The 16,069-nt window shown below is 66.3% G+C and carries 15 protein-coding genes; 6 read left to right on the plus strand and 9 right to left on the minus strand.

The features are described from left to right. Positions 1–408: 408 nt before the first annotated feature. Positions 409–2,619 (minus strand): NADP-dependent isocitrate dehydrogenase, encoded by a 2,211-nt coding sequence (locus tag GWI72_RS02855; RefSeq protein ID WP_161707817.1) that lies wholly within the window; start codon positions 2,617–2,619, stop codon positions 409–411. Between the two features lie 326 nt (positions 2,620–2,945). On the opposite strand from GWI72_RS02855, the gene GWI72_RS02860 reads away from it, so the two are divergent. The 3 genes from GWI72_RS02860 (at position 2,946) to rpsD (ending at position 5,483) form a co-directional block, all read left to right on the plus strand. Beyond that, the gene (locus GWI72_RS02860) at positions 2,946–3,809 is read left to right on the plus strand and encodes an RNA methyltransferase (RefSeq protein ID WP_161709077.1); all 864 of its coding nucleotides are present in this window, start codon (positions 2,946–2,948) and stop codon (positions 3,807–3,809) included. Then, positions 3,806–4,594 carry a glutamate racemase gene (gene murI, locus GWI72_RS02865; RefSeq protein ID WP_161675564.1) on the plus strand — a complete coding sequence of 263 codons (789 nt, stop codon included), beginning with the start codon at positions 3,806–3,808 and terminating at the stop codon, positions 4,592–4,594. The genes GWI72_RS02860 and murI overlap by 4 nt, the downstream gene beginning before the upstream one ends. A gap of 271 nt (positions 4,595–4,865) precedes the next feature. After that, on the plus strand, positions 4,866–5,483 hold the full coding sequence (gene rpsD, locus GWI72_RS02870; protein WP_161675565.1) for a 30S ribosomal protein S4: 618 nt from the start codon (positions 4,866–4,868) through the stop codon (positions 5,481–5,483). A gap of 81 nt (positions 5,484–5,564) precedes the next feature. On the opposite strand, the gene GWI72_RS02875 is transcribed toward rpsD, so the two are convergent. Then, positions 5,565–6,290 (minus strand): peptidase, encoded by a 726-nt coding sequence (locus GWI72_RS02875; protein ID WP_161707818.1) that lies wholly within the window; start codon positions 6,288–6,290, stop codon positions 5,565–5,567. Between the two features lie 201 nt (positions 6,291–6,491). Between GWI72_RS02875 and GWI72_RS02880 the strand changes: the two genes are divergently transcribed. Continuing rightward, the gene (locus tag GWI72_RS02880) at positions 6,492–7,199 is read left to right on the plus strand and encodes a substrate-binding periplasmic protein (protein ID WP_161707819.1); all 708 of its coding nucleotides are present in this window, start codon (positions 6,492–6,494) and stop codon (positions 7,197–7,199) included. 183 nt (positions 7,200–7,382) lie between these two features. Further along, positions 7,383–8,360: a tRNA 2-thiocytidine(32) synthetase TtcA gene (gene ttcA, locus GWI72_RS02885; protein WP_209000042.1), complete on the plus strand. Its 978-nt coding sequence runs from the start codon at positions 7,383–7,385 to the stop codon at positions 8,358–8,360. Between the two features lie 229 nt (positions 8,361–8,589). On the opposite strand, the gene GWI72_RS02890 is transcribed toward ttcA, so the two are convergent. From GWI72_RS02890 to purL, 4 genes are all read right to left on the minus strand, one after another. Continuing rightward, positions 8,590–8,880, minus strand: coding sequence for an antitermination protein (locus tag GWI72_RS02890; protein ID WP_161675568.1), 291 nt, complete (start codon positions 8,878–8,880; stop codon positions 8,590–8,592). 207 nt (positions 8,881–9,087) lie between these two features. Then, entirely contained in the window at positions 9,088–9,408 is a 321-nt protein-coding gene (gene grxD / locus GWI72_RS02895) for a Grx4 family monothiol glutaredoxin (RefSeq protein WP_161675569.1), read from the minus strand. 62 nt (positions 9,409–9,470) lie between these two features. Further along, on the minus strand, positions 9,471–9,704 hold the full coding sequence (locus GWI72_RS02900; protein WP_161675570.1) for a BolA family protein: 234 nt from the start codon (positions 9,702–9,704) through the stop codon (positions 9,471–9,473). 97 nt (positions 9,705–9,801) lie between these two features. Continuing rightward, positions 9,802–12,000, minus strand: a complete 2,199-nt coding sequence (purL, locus tag GWI72_RS02905; RefSeq protein WP_161707820.1) for a phosphoribosylformylglycinamidine synthase subunit PurL — start codon at positions 11,998–12,000, stop codon at positions 9,802–9,804. A 268-nt stretch (positions 12,001–12,268) separates the two neighbouring features. On the opposite strand from purL, the gene GWI72_RS02910 reads away from it, so the two are divergent. Continuing rightward, positions 12,269–13,636, plus strand: a complete 1,368-nt coding sequence (locus tag GWI72_RS02910) for a methyl-accepting chemotaxis protein (protein ID WP_161707821.1) — start codon at positions 12,269–12,271, stop codon at positions 13,634–13,636. 79 nt (positions 13,637–13,715) lie between these two features. Here the strand turns inward: GWI72_RS02910 and speB are convergent, their stop codons facing one another. From speB to purQ, 3 genes are all read right to left on the minus strand, one after another. Then, a complete protein-coding gene (gene speB / locus GWI72_RS02915; RefSeq protein ID WP_161707822.1) occupies positions 13,716–14,687 on the minus strand; it encodes an agmatinase in 972 nt (323 codons plus the stop codon). Positions 14,688–15,088: 401 nt separating this feature from the next. Further along, on the minus strand, positions 15,089–15,337 hold the full coding sequence (locus GWI72_RS02920) for a DUF2164 domain-containing protein (protein ID WP_161675574.1): 249 nt from the start codon (positions 15,335–15,337) through the stop codon (positions 15,089–15,091). A 33-nt stretch (positions 15,338–15,370) separates the two neighbouring features. Beyond that, positions 15,371–16,042 carry a phosphoribosylformylglycinamidine synthase subunit PurQ gene (gene purQ, locus GWI72_RS02925; protein WP_161707823.1) on the minus strand — a complete coding sequence of 224 codons (672 nt, stop codon included), beginning with the start codon at positions 16,040–16,042 and terminating at the stop codon, positions 15,371–15,373. Positions 16,043–16,069: the final 27 nt, after the last annotated feature.

Below are 16,069 nucleotides of genomic sequence, written 5' to 3' on the forward strand. Positions count from 1 at the left end.
CTCTCCACGCCGACTTGAGCCGGATTGTGTTGCAACGCCGCCACCCCCTCCGTCTGCTGACGCAGACATCTTCCCCTCAAGGGGGGAGAGGGGGCCTTGGTCCACCACTGAGCAGATCGAGCAGCGCCGCAGCGAGCGTGCCCAACAAAAAGGGCGGCCGGTGGAGCCGCTCTCGAGGTTGATGACAAACTTCTCCCTCACCGTCGTCATCCCGGCCAAGCGGAGCGCCGAGCCGGGACCGGAGGGTCGAGGCGTCAATGTTTCGGTCAGGGAACCCCAAAGAGACCTTGGCTCTCCGGTCCCGGATCTCCGCTTCGCTGCGTCCGGGATGACTAAAGAGGCTTCGTCATCAACAAAAAGGGCGGCCCGTGGGACCGCCCTTTTCCGTTTCAACAGCAGACGAGCATCTCAGCCGATGATGGCGTTCAGCGTGGCGCTCGGGCGCAGGGCGGCGGCGACCTTGTCGGCCGGGGCATGGTAGTAGCCGCCGAGATCGACGGGCTTGCCCTGGACGGCATTCAGCTCGGCGACGATCTTCGTCTCGTTCTCGGTCAGCGCCTTGGCGATCGGGGCGAAGTGCGCCTTCAGCTCGGCGTCCCTGTCCTGCGCGGCAAGGTTCTGCGCCCAGTAGAGGGCGATGTAGAAGTGGCTGCCGCGGTTGTCGAGCTGGCCGACCTTGCGCTGCGGCGACTTGTCGTTGTCGAGCAGCTTCTCGATGGCCCCGTCCAGCGTGTCGGCCAGGACCTGGGCCTTGGCGTTGGACTTGACGTTGGCCAGATGCTCCAGCGAGGCGCCGAGGGCGCAGAACTCGCCGAGAGAATCCCAGCGCAGGTAGTTCTCTTCCATCAGCTGCTGCACATGCTTGGGCGCAGAGCCGCCGGCACCCGTCTCGAACAGGCCGCCGCCGTTCATGAGCGGAACGATGGAGAGCATCTTGGCCGAGGTGCCGACTTCCAGGATCGGATAGAGGTCCGTCAGGTAGTCGCGCAGCACGTTGCCGGTGATGGAAATGGTGTCGAGACCCTTGGCGATGCGCTCGGTCGAATAGCGGGCAGCCTCGCTCGGCGACATGATCTGCAGGTCCAGACCGGAAGTGTCGTGCTCCGGCAGGTAGGCTTCCACCTTCTTGATCAGCTCCGCATCATGGGCACGGGCCTTGTCCAGCCAGAACACGCCCGGCATGCCGGAGAGGCGGGCGCGGCTGACGCCGAGCTTCACCCAGTCGCGGATCGGGGCATCCTTGGTGAGGCAGGCGCGCCAGATGTCGCCGGCCTCGACCTCATGCGCGATCAGCGTGGTGCCGGCCGCGTCGACAATGCGGATGGTGCCGTCGCTGGCGGCCTTGAAGGTCTGCGGGTGCGAGCCGTATTCCTCGGCCTTCTGCGCCATCAGGCCGACGTTCGGCACGGTGCCCATCTTGGACGGATCAAGCGCGCCGTTCTTCTTGCAGAATTCGATGACCGCGTCATAGACGCCGGCATAGGAGCTGTCCGGGATCACGCATTTGGTGTCGTGTTCCTTGCCGTCCGGGCCCCAGCCCTTGCCGCCGGCGCGGATGAGGGCCGGCATGGAGGCGTCGATGATGACGTCGGACGAGACATGCAGGTTGGTGATGCCCTTGTCCGAGTTCACCATGTAGAGCGCCGGGCCGGCGTCGAGCGCGGCCTTCAGATCGGCCTGCAGCTCGGCAGCATTCGGCAGGGCGGAAATCTTGGCTTCCAGATCGCCAAGGCCGAGATCCGGGTTGACGCCGGCGGCTGCGAGCGCGGCGCCGTGCTTGGCGAAGAAGTCCTTGAGGAAGGCCTTGACCACATGGCCGAAGATGATCGGGTCGGAGACCTTCATCATCGTCGCCTTGAGGTGGACGGAGAACAGGATGCCCTGCGCCTTGGCGTCGGCGATCTCGGCGGCGAGGAAGGCGTCGAGCGCCTTGGCGCTCAGGAACGTGCCGTCGAGCACGTCACCGGCGTCAAGCTTCAGGTTGTTCTTGAGAACGGTGACGGTGCCGTCCTTGGCCACGTGCTCGATCCTGGCGGTGCCGGCGGAGGCGGCCGCGATGGTGACCGACTTTTCGTTGGCGGCGAAGTCGTTCTTGCCCATGGTGGCGACATGGGTCCTGGAGGTCGGCGCCCAGGCGCCCATCGAATGCGGGTTCTTCTTGGCGAATTCCTTGACGGCCTTGGGCGCGCGGCGGTCGGAGTTGCCTTCGCGCAGCACCGGGTTCACGGCCGACCCCTTGATGGCATCGTAGGTGGCCTTGACGGCCTTTTCCTCGTCCGTGGCGGGCGCGTCCGGGTAGGAGGGGATGGCATAGCCCTGGGCCTGCAGTTCCTTGATCGCGGCGTTCAGCTGCGGCTGCGAGGCGGAAATGTTCGGCAGCTTGATGACATTCGCATCCGGCTCGATCACCAGGCGGCCGAGTTCGGCCAGGTCGTCCGGCTGCTTCTGCGCATCGGTCAGATACTGCGGGAAGCTGGCGAGGATGCGGCCGGCCAGCGAGATGTCCTTGGTGCCGATGGAGATGCCCGCCGGGCCGGTGAAGGCCTTGATGATCGGAAGGAACGAGGCGCTCGCCAGTTCCGGCGCTTCGTCGACCTTGGTGTAAATGATGTCGGCCATGTCTGTCGCTTCCCAAAGACGGTGACGGGACACAGGACCGGGGGGCCGGTCCGGATCGGAGTTCGTACTGCGTATACAATTGTGCGCAATTTTTCGCCAGCCTCGGGCCCGCGAAAGTTCTGGGTGTTTTAACAACCGGGGTCAAAAAGGCAATCAAACGAAAGCCGGACGCGGGCGACCGCTCCGCCGCCAGCCTGCCCGGACATGTCGCGGATCGCCTTTCAGGTCGCTCCTGCGGTCCAACCGGTGTGATCGCTGTCTGGGCCTTGCGTCCGCACCGCGATCTGCTGGAATTTCGGCTCGAGTTCCGCTACATCCCGGCCATCATGACACGCAACGCAAACATCAACGAGGAAGCACTGACCGTCGGTGTCCGTCCGCCGGCAGTGATCCTGTGTGAACCGCAGCTCGGCGAGAACATCGGCACGGCCGCCCGTGCCATGGCCAACTTCGGCCTCGTCGACCTGCGCATCGTCAACCCGCGCGACGGCTGGCCGAGCGAGAAGGCCCGGGCGGCAGCCTCGCGCGCCGACCATGTCATCGACAAGGTGCAGGTCTTCGACAGCCTCGAGGCCGCGATCGCCGATCTCACCTTCGTCTATGCGACGACGGCCCGCTCCCGCGAAGTGGCCAAGCCGGTGCGCGGCCCCGACGAGGCCGCAGTGAAGGTGACCGGGCTCGGAGCCGAGGGCCTTGCCACGGGCTACATCTTCGGGCGCGAGCGCTGGGGTCTCAACAACGAGGAAGTCGCGCTGGCGGACGAGATCCTGACGTTGCCGGTCGACCCGAACTTCGCCTCGCTGAACATTGCCCAGGCGGTGCTGGTCTGTGCCTATGAATGGCGCAAGACGGCGACCAGCGGCGCCTTGCCCTTCACGCTCGACACCGAGACCAATCCGCCGGCGAAGAAGGAAGATCTTCTGCGCCTGTTCGACCATCTGGAAGGTGCGCTGGACCGGGTGACCTTTTTCCGGCCCGTGGAGCGGCGTCCGCACATCATCCGCAACATCCGCAACATCTTCCAGAAGGCCGAGCTGACCGACCAGGAGGTGAAGACCCTGCGCGGCATCATCGCCGCGCTGGAAGGTCGCCCGACGCGCCCGCGCAAGGACGAGGCCGGGGAGGGCACGGCCGGGGCGGTCGACCTCGGTGCGGCTGACGACACGCCGGCCGAGCGCGACGGCGCATGAGCCGGCCCGTCCTCCTGTTCGATTCGGGGATCGGCGGGTTGACGGTCCTGCGCGAGGCGCGCGTGCTGATGCCGGAGCGCAGCTTCGTCTATGTGGCGGATGATGCCGGCTTTCCCTATGGCGGCTGGGAGGAGGAGGCGCTGAAGTCGCGCCTTCTCACCCTGTTCAAGGACCTGCTGCACCGCTTTGATCCCGAGATCGCGGTGGTGGCCTGCAACACGGCCTTCACGCTGGCCGGTGCCGACCTCCGGGCGGCCTTTCCCGGCACGGTCTTTGTCGGCACGGTGCCGGCAATCAAGCCGGCGGCGGAGCGCACCCGCTCGGGGCTCATCTCCGTGCTGGCCACCCCGGGCACCGTGAAGCGCGCCTACACGCGCGACCTGATCCAGTCCTTCGCCAGCCAGTGCCACGTCCGCCTTGTCGGCTCCGCGCGGCTGGCCAGCATGGCGGAGGCCTATATCCGCGGCGAGACGCTGGCCGATGCCGAGGTGCTGACCGAGATCCGCGACTGCTTCCACGAGAAGGAGGGCGCGCGGACGGACATCGTCGTGCTGGCCTGCACGCATTATCCCTTCCTCGTGAACGTGTTCCGCCGTCTTGCGCCCTGGCCCGTCGACTGGCTTGATCCGGCCGAGGCCATCGCCCGTCAGGCGCGGCGGCTGGTGCCGCCGCTCGACCGGCTGAAGGCCGATTCCCGTCCGGACCGCGTCGTCTTCACCTCCGACGCCCCCGATTTTGCCACGCAGCGTCTGGTGCAGGGCTTCGGCCTGTCGCCACTGGTCTAGGCACCGGGGGCTTGCACGGTGTCCGGCGGGTATCCGGAGGTTTTCGAGCCGCGGGCGCGCAGGCGGGTTTGACAATCCCGGCCGTCTCGTCTATTCACCCGCGATCCGTGCGGGGCCTGGCCTCGCCGGTGCACGCACCCGTGGGGACTTTCCAGCCGGCGCCGTTCAGCTGGACCCCTGTCGATCAGATCGCCCCGGCAGATGCTGCGGCCGATCCGGTAAAGGAGGGCGCGTTTCCTTAAAATGAGCCAAACGACACAAGGAAACAGCGATGTCGAAGCGCCACAGCGTTAAGTACAAGATTGACCGCCGCATGGGCGAGAACATCTGGGGTCGCCCGAAGAGCCCGGTCAACAAGCGTGAATACGGCCCCGGCCAGCATGGCCAGCGCCGCAAGGGCAAGCTCTCGGACTTCGGCGTGCAGCTGCGCGCCAAGCAGAAGCTCAAGGGCTACTACGGCAACATTTCCGAGAAGCAGTTCCACAAGACCTACGTCGAAGCGTCGCGCATGAAGGGCGACAGCTCCGAAAACCTGATCGGTCTGCTGGAGCGCCGTCTCGACGCGGTCGTCTACCGCGCCAAGTTCGTTCCGACCGTGTTCGCCGCGCGTCAGTTCGTCAACCACGGCCACGTCAAGGTCAACGGCAAGCGCGTCACCATCGGCAGCTACCGCTGCCGTCCGGGCGACGTCATCGAGGTGCGTGAGCGCTCCAAGCAGCTCGCCATCGTCCTCGAGGCGTCCCAGTCCTCCGAGCGTGACGTTCCGGAGTACCTGGAAGTCGACCACGGCAAGATGACCGTCAAGCTGACCCGCATCCCGGCCTTCAACGAAGTGCCGTACCCGGTCCAGATGGAACCGAACCTGATCGTCGAATTCTATTCGCGCTGATCGGTCCGGTTACCGGAGAAACAGGAAGGCCGCCCATCGGGCGGCCTTTTTGCTTTTGTGCCGGGGTGCGGCACGCCGGCGCTACATGTCCGGCGTCGGCAAGGCCGCCACGAGGCTTGTCAGCCCGGCCGCATAGCCCTGGCGCAGGCCCGCCAGATAGGGATCGCCCTCGTCGAAGGAGCGCAGGCGGCGCGCCTCGAGCGTGTCGCGGGCATAAAGCAGAAGGTCGATCGGGGCGCCCACCGAAAGGTTGGAGCGCATTGTCGCATCGAAGGACAGCAGCGTCAGCTTGGCCGCCTCCGGCAGGCCGGTGTCATGGCGCAGCAGGCGGTCGAGGATCGGCTTGCCGTACTTCGTCTCCCCGATCTGCAGGAACGGGGTGCGTTCCGAGGCTTCCATGAAATTGCCGGCCGAATAGATCTGGAACAGCCGGGGGGCTTCCCCCGCGATCTGGCCCCCGACCAGGAAGGAGGCCGAGGGATCGCCATAGGGGTGGACGAAGCTCGCCTCGCGGGCCAGCACGTCGCGCAGGCAGTCGCCGATCTTCTGGGTGGCGTCGAACAGGCTCGTGGCAAGGGTGAGGTCCCGGTGCGGATCGCCGTTGCCCCAGGCGTGGCGCAGCGACGAGATCACGGCCTGGGTGGTTGCGAGGTTGCCAGCCGACAGGACCGTGATCACCCGTTCGCCGGGTGTGGCGAAGGTCGACAGTTTGGACACGGTCGCGATCTGGTCCACGCCCGCGTTGGTGCGGGAGTCGGAGGCCATCACGAGCCCGTCCTCAAGGAGAATGCCCAGACAATACGTCATGTCGAATTGCTCGCCTGCTCGATAACCAATTCTAACCATGTCTCACGGAAGTGACCCCAAAGCTAACGCAGGGCGCATTTTGTCGGCGCAAGAGGGGTGCAGTCGACGGTTGCGGTAACGCTCGCGCAATAAATCTGACGCAAGGTCAACTCATCAGGCGGACAATATCTCTGCCCCGTAAGATCTCGGAGGACTGCTGGAATGAAGAAGATCCTGCTCTCTGCAATTGCTCTTGTCTGCTTCATGGGACATTCCAACGCAGCGGAAATCACGCTGACGACCGAAGATTACAAGCCTTACAATTTCATGGAGGGCGACAAGATCGTCGGCATCGGTGCAGATCAGGTCTTCGAGCTGATGAAGCGTGCCGGCGTTCCCTACAAGGCCGAGATGATGCAGTGGTCGCGGGCGATCGGCCTGGCCGAAAAGGACCCGAACACCTGCGTGTTCACCGCCTCCCACAGCGCGGAACGGGACAAGCGCTTCACCTGGGTCGAGCCGCTGTTCGTGGACCGCACCATCCTGATCCGCAAGGCCGGCTCCAGCGTCGCGCCGAAGACGGTTGACGAGGCCAAGACCTTCCGGATCGGGACCCAGGCGAAGGACTACACCGAGGATCTTCTGAAGACCGCCGGCTTCCCCACCATTGATCCTGCCAACAATCTCGAGCAGACGCTGAAGAAGCTCGAGGCCGGTCGTGTCGATCTGGTGGCCGTGTCGGGCTCCTTCTACGAGAACCTGAAGAAGACCGGTGCCGCCGTCGAAGAGGCGTTCGTCATCAACGAGACCACCCTGTCGATGGCCTGCAACCTCAACACCGATCCGGCCACGCTGGAGAAGATGCGCGCCGCGCTCAAGTCGATGATCGACGACGGCACGCAGGCCGCCATCCTTGCCAAGTATCAGTAACCGGTTTGCCTGCCTGTTTTCCTCCCAAGCCTCCTCTCAACTGGCCGCCCCTCCGGGCGGCCTTTCTTTTTGCGGGGGGCGCGGGCGGGCGCGGCCCTTTACAAACGCCGGAGGGAACGGCATAGCACCCCGGACGGCTTGCGTGCGCCGCCTCAGGCGCCGGTCAGCGATCAGGATCCCACGATGACCCTTGCGAACGAACAGCTCGATCCTTCCCTGGACACGGATACCGACACGGACAGGGGCGCGGATGCCGACTGCCCGGCGATGCTCAGGGCTGCGCCGTCGACGGTGGAGTTCAAGAAGCTGCGCAAGCGGCTGCTGCGCGAGGTGCGCCAGGCGATCGACGACTACGGCATGGTGCCGCCGGACGCGCATCAGAAGCGCCCCCGCTGGCTCGTCTGCCTGTCGGGCGGCAAGGACAGCTACACGCTGCTGGCCGTGCTGATGGACCTGAAATGGCGCGGCCTGCTGCCGGTGGACCTGCTGGCCTGCAATCTGGACCAGGCGCAACCCGGCTTCCCGCCCGAGATCCTGCCGGCCTTCTTCGAGAAGAACGGCATCGAGAACATCATCGTGCGCGAGGACACCTATTCGATCGTCACGGCGAAGATCCCGGCGCACAAGACCTATTGCTCGCTGTGCTCGCGGCTCCGGCGCGGCATCCTGTACCGGATCGCGCGCGAGCAGGGCTGCGAGGCGATCGTGCTGGGGCACCACCGCGAGGACATCCTCGAGACCTTCTTCATGAACCTGTTCCACGGCGGGCGTCTGGCGTCGATGCCGCCCAAGCTGGTCAATGACGAGGGGGACCTGCTGGTGCTGCGTCCGCTCGCCTATTGCGCCGAGAGCGACGTGGCACGCTATGCGGCAGCCATGCAGTTTCCGATCATTCCCTGCAACCTCTGCGGCTCGCAGGATGGCCTGCAGCGCGAGGAGGTCAAGCGCATGCTGATGGACTGGGAACGTGCCTCTCCGGGCCGCCTGGGCGTCATGGCGCGGGCGCTGGCCCATACCCGGCCGTCGCATCTCCTCGACCGGACTTTGTTCGATTTCGTCTCGGTGCGCCCCGGCGAGAGCACCGGCAAGGAAGCGCGCGACAACGAGGAACCCTGCGGCGCCGGTCTTGCGATGACGCGGAACCTGTTTGCGGCCGAGTAGGACGGTGGCATCGCTGGTCCGGGCTGGGCCCGGGCCGGCAGCTTCGCACTCGGATCCCGAGACCGGTTCCCCCGCAATGGCCCCCCGAAACGGCGAGCCGGGACTGGTCGCCCGGGACTGGACGCCCTGAACTGGGATCCTCGCTTTGGCGCGATCCGGGCGGCCAGGCCTTGCGTGGCCGCACGAGCCGGTCAGACGGGCAGGGCGATCCGCGGCTTCGCCGGCCGGATCAGGAGCCGGCCTCGTAGCGGCCCTTGAAGCCGCCGGCGGGCGCATTGCGCATCAACACCACGACGCCCTCGCTCGCCGGCCGCGATCCGGCAGCAGCGACACCGCCATGCGGCTGGCAGAGGTCTTCGGCAGAACGGCCCTGGGCCGGCACGAACAGCATGACGCTGGCACAGCTGACGCGGGTCAGCTCGTTGTCCTGGCCGAGCAGGCCGGGCGTGTTGGCAACGGCCACGGCGCTGACAATGAGCGCCGATGCGGCAAAAGCAAAAAGGCTGGTGGTCTTCAGCATCGTCCCCGCTCCCTGACATCCGGCTGGTCCGGTCTTGGTACGGAGAATGGCGGTACACGACTGTACTGACCCTGAATCCGGCATTCACCTGCCATTCAGGTTAGGCTGCTCGGCAAAATTTGCCTAGCTGACAGCAAAGGACCGGCTGACGCTGGGGCAGCCGGTCCACAGATTTCTGGTTGCAGGCCGCGCCAGAGGGCGCGCGGGTCAGGCCGCGACGCCCTTTTCCGCGAACAGGGCCTGCAGTTCCTGGTTCTGGAACATCTCGCGGACGATGTCACAGCCGCCGACGAACTCGCCCTTGACGTAGAGCTGGGGGATCGTCGGCCAGTTGGTGAAGTCCTTGATGCCCTGGCGCAGCTCGGCGTCCTCGAGCACGTTGATGCCCTTGTAGGGCACGCCGAGATAGTCGAGGATCTGCACGACCTGGCCGGAGAACCCGCACTGCGGGAAGTTCGGCGTGCCCTTCATGAACAGCACCACGTCGTTGGTCTCGACTTCGTTCTTGATCCAGTTCTGAATGCTCATCGCTTCATCCTTGTGAGAACGGGCCGCAGGCGGCCCGCAGGAATGGTGTCCCTCGGACGGGATCAGTCCGGTGCGTTGGTCTGCAGCGCCAGGGCGTGGAGCGTCCCGCCCATGTTGCCCTTCAGGGCCTGGTAGACCATCTGGTGTTGCTGGACGCGGCTCTTGCCGCGGAAGGCCTCGGAGACAACGTTGGCTGCATAGTGATCGCCATCGCCCGCCAGATCGCGCACCTCGACCTTGGCGTCCGGCAGGGCGGCCTTGATCAGGGTGATGATTTCATTCGCGTCCATCGGCATCGGTCAGACCCTTTTTCCCTCTGAATTCCGGATGACCTGACGGCGTTGGCCGTCAGGCCCTGTGCGTTTCCTTGCCGGCGGCGTGTGCCCCTCAGGTTCACCGTGCCGACATGAAGGCCGGGAACCATTCTTCATGCGCCGCGCGCAGCTTTGCAACGGATATGGTGAGGATGCCCTCGACAGTCAAATCCGTTCCCCCGGTGGTGCCGAGGCGGCGGATGTCGATGCCGGCATCCAGCGCGTCCTCGATGGCCGCATCGGCCGCGTCGGCGGGGACGGTGACCACGTAGCGGCCCTGGTCCTCGCCGAACAGGGCGGCGTGGGCCGGCCCCTCGATGCGGACCTGCGCGCCGAGATCGCCAGCCATGGCCATCTCGGCCAGGGTCACGGCAAGGCCGCCGGAGGAGATGTCATGCACCGCCGTGACGCGGCGCGCGCGGATCCAGCCGCGCACCAGGTCCCCGTTGCGGCGCTCTGCGGCCAGGTCGACCGGCGGCGGTGCGCCTTCTTCGCGGCCGAGGATCTCGGCCAGATACTGGCTGGCGCCCAGATGGCTGCCCTGGCCGCCGATCAGCAGGATGGTCTCGCCGGCGCGCGCGAAGGCGATGCTGGCGCTGACCGTGACATCATCGAGCAGGCCGACGCCGGCGATGGCCGGGGTGGGCAGGATGGCCTGGCCATGCGTCTCGTTGTAGAGCGAGACGTTGCCGGAGACGACGGGGAAGTCGAGAGCGCGGCAGGCTTCGCCGATGCCTTTGATGCAGCCGACGAACTGGCCCATGATCTCCGGCTTTTCCGGGTTGCCGAAGTTGAGGTTGTCGGTGATCGCGAGCGGCTCGGCGCCGACGGCGGTCAGGTTGCGCCAGACTTCGGCGACGGCCTGCTTGCCGCCTTCGACCGGATCGGCCTCGCAGTAGCGCGGCGTCACGTCGGCGGAGAAGGCGAGGCCCTTGCCGGCGCCATTGACGCGGATGACGCCCGCATCGCCGCCGGGACGCTGGGCCGTGTTGCCCTGGATCAGCGTGTCATACTGCTCATAGACCCAGCGGCGCGACCCGCCGTTGGCCCCGCCGACGAGCCTCACCAGCGCATCCGCATAGTCGGCCGGCTCGGCCACGTCGCTTGCAGCCAGCAGCGGGCGCTTCGGGCTTTCGATCCACGGGCGGTCATATTCCGGCGCCTGGTCGCCGAGTTCCTTGATCGGCAGGTCGGCAACCACCTCGCCCTGATGCTTGATGATGAAGCGCAGCGTGTTGGTGGTCTTGCCGACGATGGCGAAGTCGAGACCCCACTTGACGAAGATCGCCTTGGCTTCCTCTTCCTTCTCCGGCCTGAGCACCATGAGCATGCGCTCCTGGCTTTCCGACAGCATCATCTCGTAGGCGGTCATGCGCTCCTCGCGCACCGGCACCATGTCGAGATCGAGCTCGATGCCGAGGTCGCCCTTGGCACCCATCTCGACGGCCGAGCAGGTGAGGCCGGCCGCGCCCATGTCCTGGATCGCGATCACCGCGCCGGACGCCATCAGCTCAAGGCAGGCTTCCAGCAGGCACTTTTCGGTGAAGGGGTCGCCCACCTGAACGGTCGGGCGCTTTTCCTCGATGCTGTCGTCGAACTCGGCCGAGGCCATGGTGGCGCCACCGACGCCGTCACGGCCGGTCTTGGCACCGAGATAAACGACGGGGAGGCCGACGCCTTCCGCCTTGGACAGGAAAATGCCGTCCTTCCTGGCGAGGCCGGCGGCAAAGGCGTTGACGAGGCAGTTGCCGTTGTAGCGGGCGTGGAACTCCACCTCGCCGCCAACCGTCGGCACGCCGAAGGAGTTGCCGTAGCCGCCAACGCCGGCGACAACGCCGGAGACGAGGTGACGCGTGCGCGGATGGTCCGGCGCGCCGAAGCGCAGCGCGTTCATCGCCGCAACAGGACGTGCGCCCATGGTGAAGACGTCGCGCAGGATGCCGCCGACGCCCGTCGCCGCACCCTGGTAGGGCTCGATGTAGGAGGGGTGGTTGTGGCTCTCCATCTTGAAGACGATCACGTCGCCATCCCCGATATCGACGACACCGGCATTCTCGCCCGGTCCCTGGACCACGCGCGGACCGCTGGTCGGCAGAGTCTTCAGCCACTTCTTCGAGGACTTGTAGGAACAGTGCTCGTTCCACATGGCCGAGAAGATGCCCAGTTCCGTGAAGGTCGGCTCGCGGCCGATCAGGTCGAGGATCCGCTGGTATTCGTCGGGCTTCAGGCCGTGGGCCGCGACGAGGTCCGGGGTGATCTTGATGTCGTTCGGGATCATGGGCATCCGCTTCTTTGCGCAAGGGACAGTGCCGGGGGCGGTTCGAGCCCCCTTTAACAGATCACCGCCGGGAATGGGAGGGCTTCGGGGGTCAAAAGCACAGGCTTGGCGCGGATTGCCGCCGGGGTGGGGCGTCCCTGCTTGCCGGCGGCGGTGTGCACCAAGTCCAGGATGACCCTGCGTCATTTTCTCGAGCCTGGCGCCTTGCGTTAAGTCTTCGTTCAGCCTGTCGTCGTAGCTATCGTTAGAAATGACGAAGGGGAAGACCATGTTTCGTTTCAAGACTGCCACGCCCGCATCCGAGACTGCCGCAAGCAAAGCCCCTGATCTTTCCGTCGTGGCCATCGTCAGCGCCCTGCGCGCCCTGGAAGCCCGCGCCCCGCTGAGCGGGATCGAGGCGCTGCCGGCCGACATCGCGGTTGCCCTGACCTCGCTGGCAGCGACGCTGGCGCGCCAGGACGAGACGCAGCTGGGCCAGACGGTGGACTTTTCGGTCCAGGCCAGCGAGGCCATGGCCGCGACGGCCCGCATCACCGGCGAGATCCGGGCCACGGACCGGCAGGCTTCGGTGATGGCGGCGAGCGTCGACGAGATGACCGCGTCGATCGAGCAGATCTCGCACACCGCCAACGAGGCGGCGACCTCGATGGAGGTGGCGCATGAGTCGCTGCATTCGGGCGCCGGTGCCACCCGCAAGGCCGCGATCTCTTCGCGGCAGATCGGCGATTCCTTCGACAAGATGAGCGAGAGCGCGCGCCAGCTGGCGCTCGCGGCCGAGCAGATCGGCACCTTCGTCGCCACCATCGACGGTCTGGCGCAGCAGACCAACCTGCTCGCCCTCAATGCGACCATCGAGGCGGCCCGTGCCGGCGAAGCCGGCAAGGGCTTTGCGGTCGTGGCCAGCGAGGTGAAGCAGCTCTCCGGTCAGACGCAGAAGGCGACCGACGACATCCGCGCCCGCATCGAGCGCCTGCAGGTGCATGTCGGCGAGGTGATGGCGGCGGTCGACGACGTCCAGGGTCTCGTGGGCGAGAGCGTCGAGCAGTCGGAAGACGCGGCCTCCAAGATCGGCTCGGTCCTGGACCATGTCGGCGGCAACACCTCGCGGATGAATGCCATTGCCGGCCTGCTGAGCCAGCAGAGCGAGGCCGTGCGCGAGATTGCGAAGGGCCTGCACGCGGTCGCCCGCCATTCCGAGACGGCGGCCGGTCATGCCGACAGCGTGATCCGGGCGGTCGGCAGTTCCGAGACCATCATCACCGCGCAGTTTGCCGAGCTCGACAAGCGCGAGATCCGCAACTATGTGCTGCATCGCGCCAAGTCCGATCACCTGTTGTGGAAGAAGCGGCTCTCGGAACTGCTCGTCGGCCTGAAGAACCTGCACAGCGACGAGCTCAACGATCACCACTCCTGCCGGCTTGGCAAGTGGTACGACGGGGTCCGCGATCCGAAACTGCGCAACCATCCCTCCTTCGCGGCGCTGCTGCCGGTCCACGAGGCGGTGCACCGCTTCGGCCGGCAGGCCGCCAGCCTGCATGCCGCCGGCGACAAGGATGGTGCGCTGAAAGCCATGGCCGAGATGGAAAAGGCCTCGCAGGAGGTCATCCGCCACATCGACGGGCTGCTCAGGGCCTGATCTGCCTGCAGGTCCCGTTCGCCTGATTGCCTGTCCACCTTGCATCCTGTCGCCCCCGGGCGCAGGATGCCTTTTCATGTCATGCGGCTGCCTCGCGGGCCGTGGCGAGCACGCACAGGAGCTCGAACAGCAGCGATGCGCCGAGCCAGGCGGTGCCGCCTGACGGATCGAACGGGGGCGATACCTCGACCAGATCCGCGCCGACGAGGTTGAGACCGGAGAGCTTGCGGATCATCCGCTGTGCCTGGAACGAGGTGAAGCCGCCGATCTCGGGCGTGCCGGTGCCCGGGGCGAAGGCCGGATCGATGCCGTCGATGTCGAAGGTGACATAGGTCGGCTCGCGCCCGACGCGCTCGCGCACCTCGTCCATCACATGCTCGACGCCGCGCTCCATCAGTTCCTCGATCATGATGATGCGCACGCCCTGGGCCTCGCCCCAGGCAATGTCCTCGCCGTCATACATGGTGCCGCGGATGCCGACCTGGATGACCCGTTCGGGATCCAGAAGCTCCTCTTCGATGGCGCGGCGGAAGGGCGTGCCGTGGGTGTAGCGGAAGCCGCCGAAATAGCCGTCGAAGAGATCGGTGTGGGCGTCGAACTGGACCATCCCGAGCGGCCCCTGCCGGGCGAGGGCCCTCAGGATCGGCAGGGAGACGAGATGGTCGCCGCCGGCGGACAGGGGCGTGATGCCGAGATCCATCACCTGGTCGTAGAAGCCCGTGATGCGGGCCAGCGCGTCCTGCACATCCGCCGGGTTCACCGGCGCATCGCCAAGATCGGCGCAGCGCGCCAGCCTGAACGGATTGACGCCCGTGTGCGGATGCACCTGGCGGATCATGGTCGAGAGGTCGCGCAGCTGTCGCGGACCATGGCGGGCGCCGGCACGGTTGGTGGTCCCGCCGTCCCAGGGCACCCCGATCAGGCCGATGTCGACATCCGCGGCGCGGTCGTCGGCAATGCCGACATGCGGCAGGCGCATGAAGGTCGGTATTCCGGCAAAGCGCGGCAGGTCAAAGCCGGACACCGGCTGGAAGAAGTCATCGCCCGTCATCAGTCCACCCCCGTTTTGCGCCAGCATGCACATCGGCACCGGGAGGGGCAAGGGGAGGGGGGCGGCAAGGGGAGGGGAGCGGCAAGGGCAGCGACTGCGTGCCCGCCAAGTCGGGACGTCGAGTGGAAGGCCCTGGTCCCTTCAGTCGAACAGCTGTTTGTCGTCCCGGAGTGGTCAGGAGCCGGATGCTCTCCCCCCTTGAGGGGGAGATGCCCCCGGTCGGGGGCAGAGGGGGGTATTGGGCCTGTCAGGAAAGAGTGAAGGTGGAACAGCGCGGCGGCGCTGCACCCCCCTCTGTCCGCATGCGCGGACATCTCCCCCTCAAGGGGGGAGAGGGGGGCCGCGGTCAGTTTGTGCAACACCGGCGAGGGCGGGTTTCTGATCGCCAACCGCTCGGTGTCTCACCGCCGGTCGTGGCGCTCCAGGGCGGAGAGATCGTCGCTGAGATCGTCGAAGCGGCGGGCGGCGAGGGCGGCGGCGTCGCGCACGCCTTGTGTATAGAAGGCGCTGCCGGCTTCCTGGCTCAGGAAATCGAGGAGACGCAGCGCGTCCATGTTGCCAAGATCGATGTCCAGCTCGGTGCGGCAGAAGGCGGCAAGACGGCTGGCGATGTCACTCTGGAGGTCGCGGGGCAGTTCGAGCTTGCTCATGTCCTGTCCCCGCGCCGGGTTTGGTGTTTCTGGTCAGGCGACCAGCTGGCCGACGAGGCTTTCGAACAGCTTGCGGCCGTCGCGGCCGCCCTGCAGATCCTCGATCAGGTTCTCCGGATGCGGCATCATGCCAAGGACATTGCCCTTGGCGTTGACGATGCCGGCAATGTCGTTCAGCGAGCCGTTCGGGTTCTGGCCATCCGCATAGCGGAACACGACCTGGCCGTTGTCCTCGATGGCCTTCAGCGTCTCGGCGTCGGCGAAGTAGTTGCCGTCATGGTGGGCAATCGGGCAGCGCCAGACCTCGCCCTCCTGGAAGGCATTCGAGAAGGCGGTGCGGGCGTTGACGGTCTTGAGCTTCACTTCCTTGCAGATGAACTTCAGGCCGGTATTGCGCATCAGGGCGCCCGGCAGAAGGCCCGCCTCGGTGAGGATCTGGAAGCCGTTGCACACGCCCAGGACATGCACGCCCCTGGCGGCGCGCTCGATCACGGTCTGCAGCACCGGCGAGCGCGCGGCAATGGCGCCGCAGCGCAGGTAGTCGCCGTAGGAAAAGCCACCCGGGATGACGATGAGATCAACGTCCGGGATGTCGGTGTCCGTGTGCCAGACCGTTGCGGGCTTGCGGCCGGTGATCGTCTCCAGCGCATAGAGCATGTCGCGGTCGCGGTTGAGGCCTGGGCAGAGGATGACGGCGGACTTCATGATCTCGGTTCCCCGTTGGTCTGGTTT

It is taken from the genome of Pannonibacter sp. XCT-53 (assembly GCF_009915765.1).
In the GTDB taxonomy this organism is placed as follows: Bacteria; Pseudomonadota; Alphaproteobacteria; order Rhizobiales; family Stappiaceae; genus Pannonibacter; species Pannonibacter tanglangensis.

Excerpts from the sequence above, each read along its gene's own strand:
- GWI72_RS02875 (WP_161707818.1), bottom strand. The coding sequence starts at position 6,290 with ATGACGTATTGTCTGGGCATTCTCCTTGAGGACGGGCTCGTGATGGCC.
- GWI72_RS02920 (WP_161675574.1), bottom strand. The coding sequence starts at position 15,337 with ATGAGCAAGCTCGAACTGCCCCGCGACCTCCAGAGTGACATCGCCAGC.
- GWI72_RS02910 (WP_161707821.1), top strand. The coding sequence starts at position 12,269 with ATGTTTCGTTTCAAGACTGCCACGCCCGCATCCGAGACTGCCGCAAGC.
- purQ (WP_161707823.1), bottom strand. The coding sequence starts at position 16,042 with ATGAAGTCCGCCGTCATCCTCTGCCCAGGCCTCAACCGCGACCGCGAC.
- purL (WP_161707820.1), bottom strand. The coding sequence starts at position 12,000 with ATGATCCCGAACGACATCAAGATCACCCCGGACCTCGTCGCGGCCCAC.
- murI (WP_161675564.1), top strand. The coding sequence starts at position 3,806 with ATGAGCCGGCCCGTCCTCCTGTTCGATTCGGGGATCGGCGGGTTGACG.
- GWI72_RS02855 (WP_161707817.1), bottom strand. The coding sequence starts at position 2,619 with ATGGCCGACATCATTTACACCAAGGTCGACGAAGCGCCGGAACTGGCG.
- grxD (WP_161675569.1), bottom strand. The coding sequence starts at position 9,408 with ATGAGCATTCAGAACTGGATCAAGAACGAAGTCGAGACCAACGACGTG.
- GWI72_RS02900 (WP_161675570.1), bottom strand. The coding sequence starts at position 9,704 with ATGCCGATGGACGCGAATGAAATCATCACCCTGATCAAGGCCGCCCTG.
- rpsD (WP_161675565.1), top strand. The coding sequence starts at position 4,866 with ATGTCGAAGCGCCACAGCGTTAAGTACAAGATTGACCGCCGCATGGGC.
- GWI72_RS02860 (WP_161709077.1), top strand. The coding sequence starts at position 2,946 with ATGACACGCAACGCAAACATCAACGAGGAAGCACTGACCGTCGGTGTC.
- speB (WP_161707822.1), bottom strand. The coding sequence starts at position 14,687 with ATGACGGGCGATGACTTCTTCCAGCCGGTGTCCGGCTTTGACCTGCCG.
- GWI72_RS02890 (WP_161675568.1), bottom strand. The coding sequence starts at position 8,880 with ATGCTGAAGACCACCAGCCTTTTTGCTTTTGCCGCATCGGCGCTCATT.
- GWI72_RS02880 (WP_161707819.1), top strand. The coding sequence starts at position 6,492 with ATGAAGAAGATCCTGCTCTCTGCAATTGCTCTTGTCTGCTTCATGGGA.
- ttcA (WP_209000042.1), top strand. The coding sequence starts at position 7,383 with ATGACCCTTGCGAACGAACAGCTCGATCCTTCCCTGGACACGGATACC.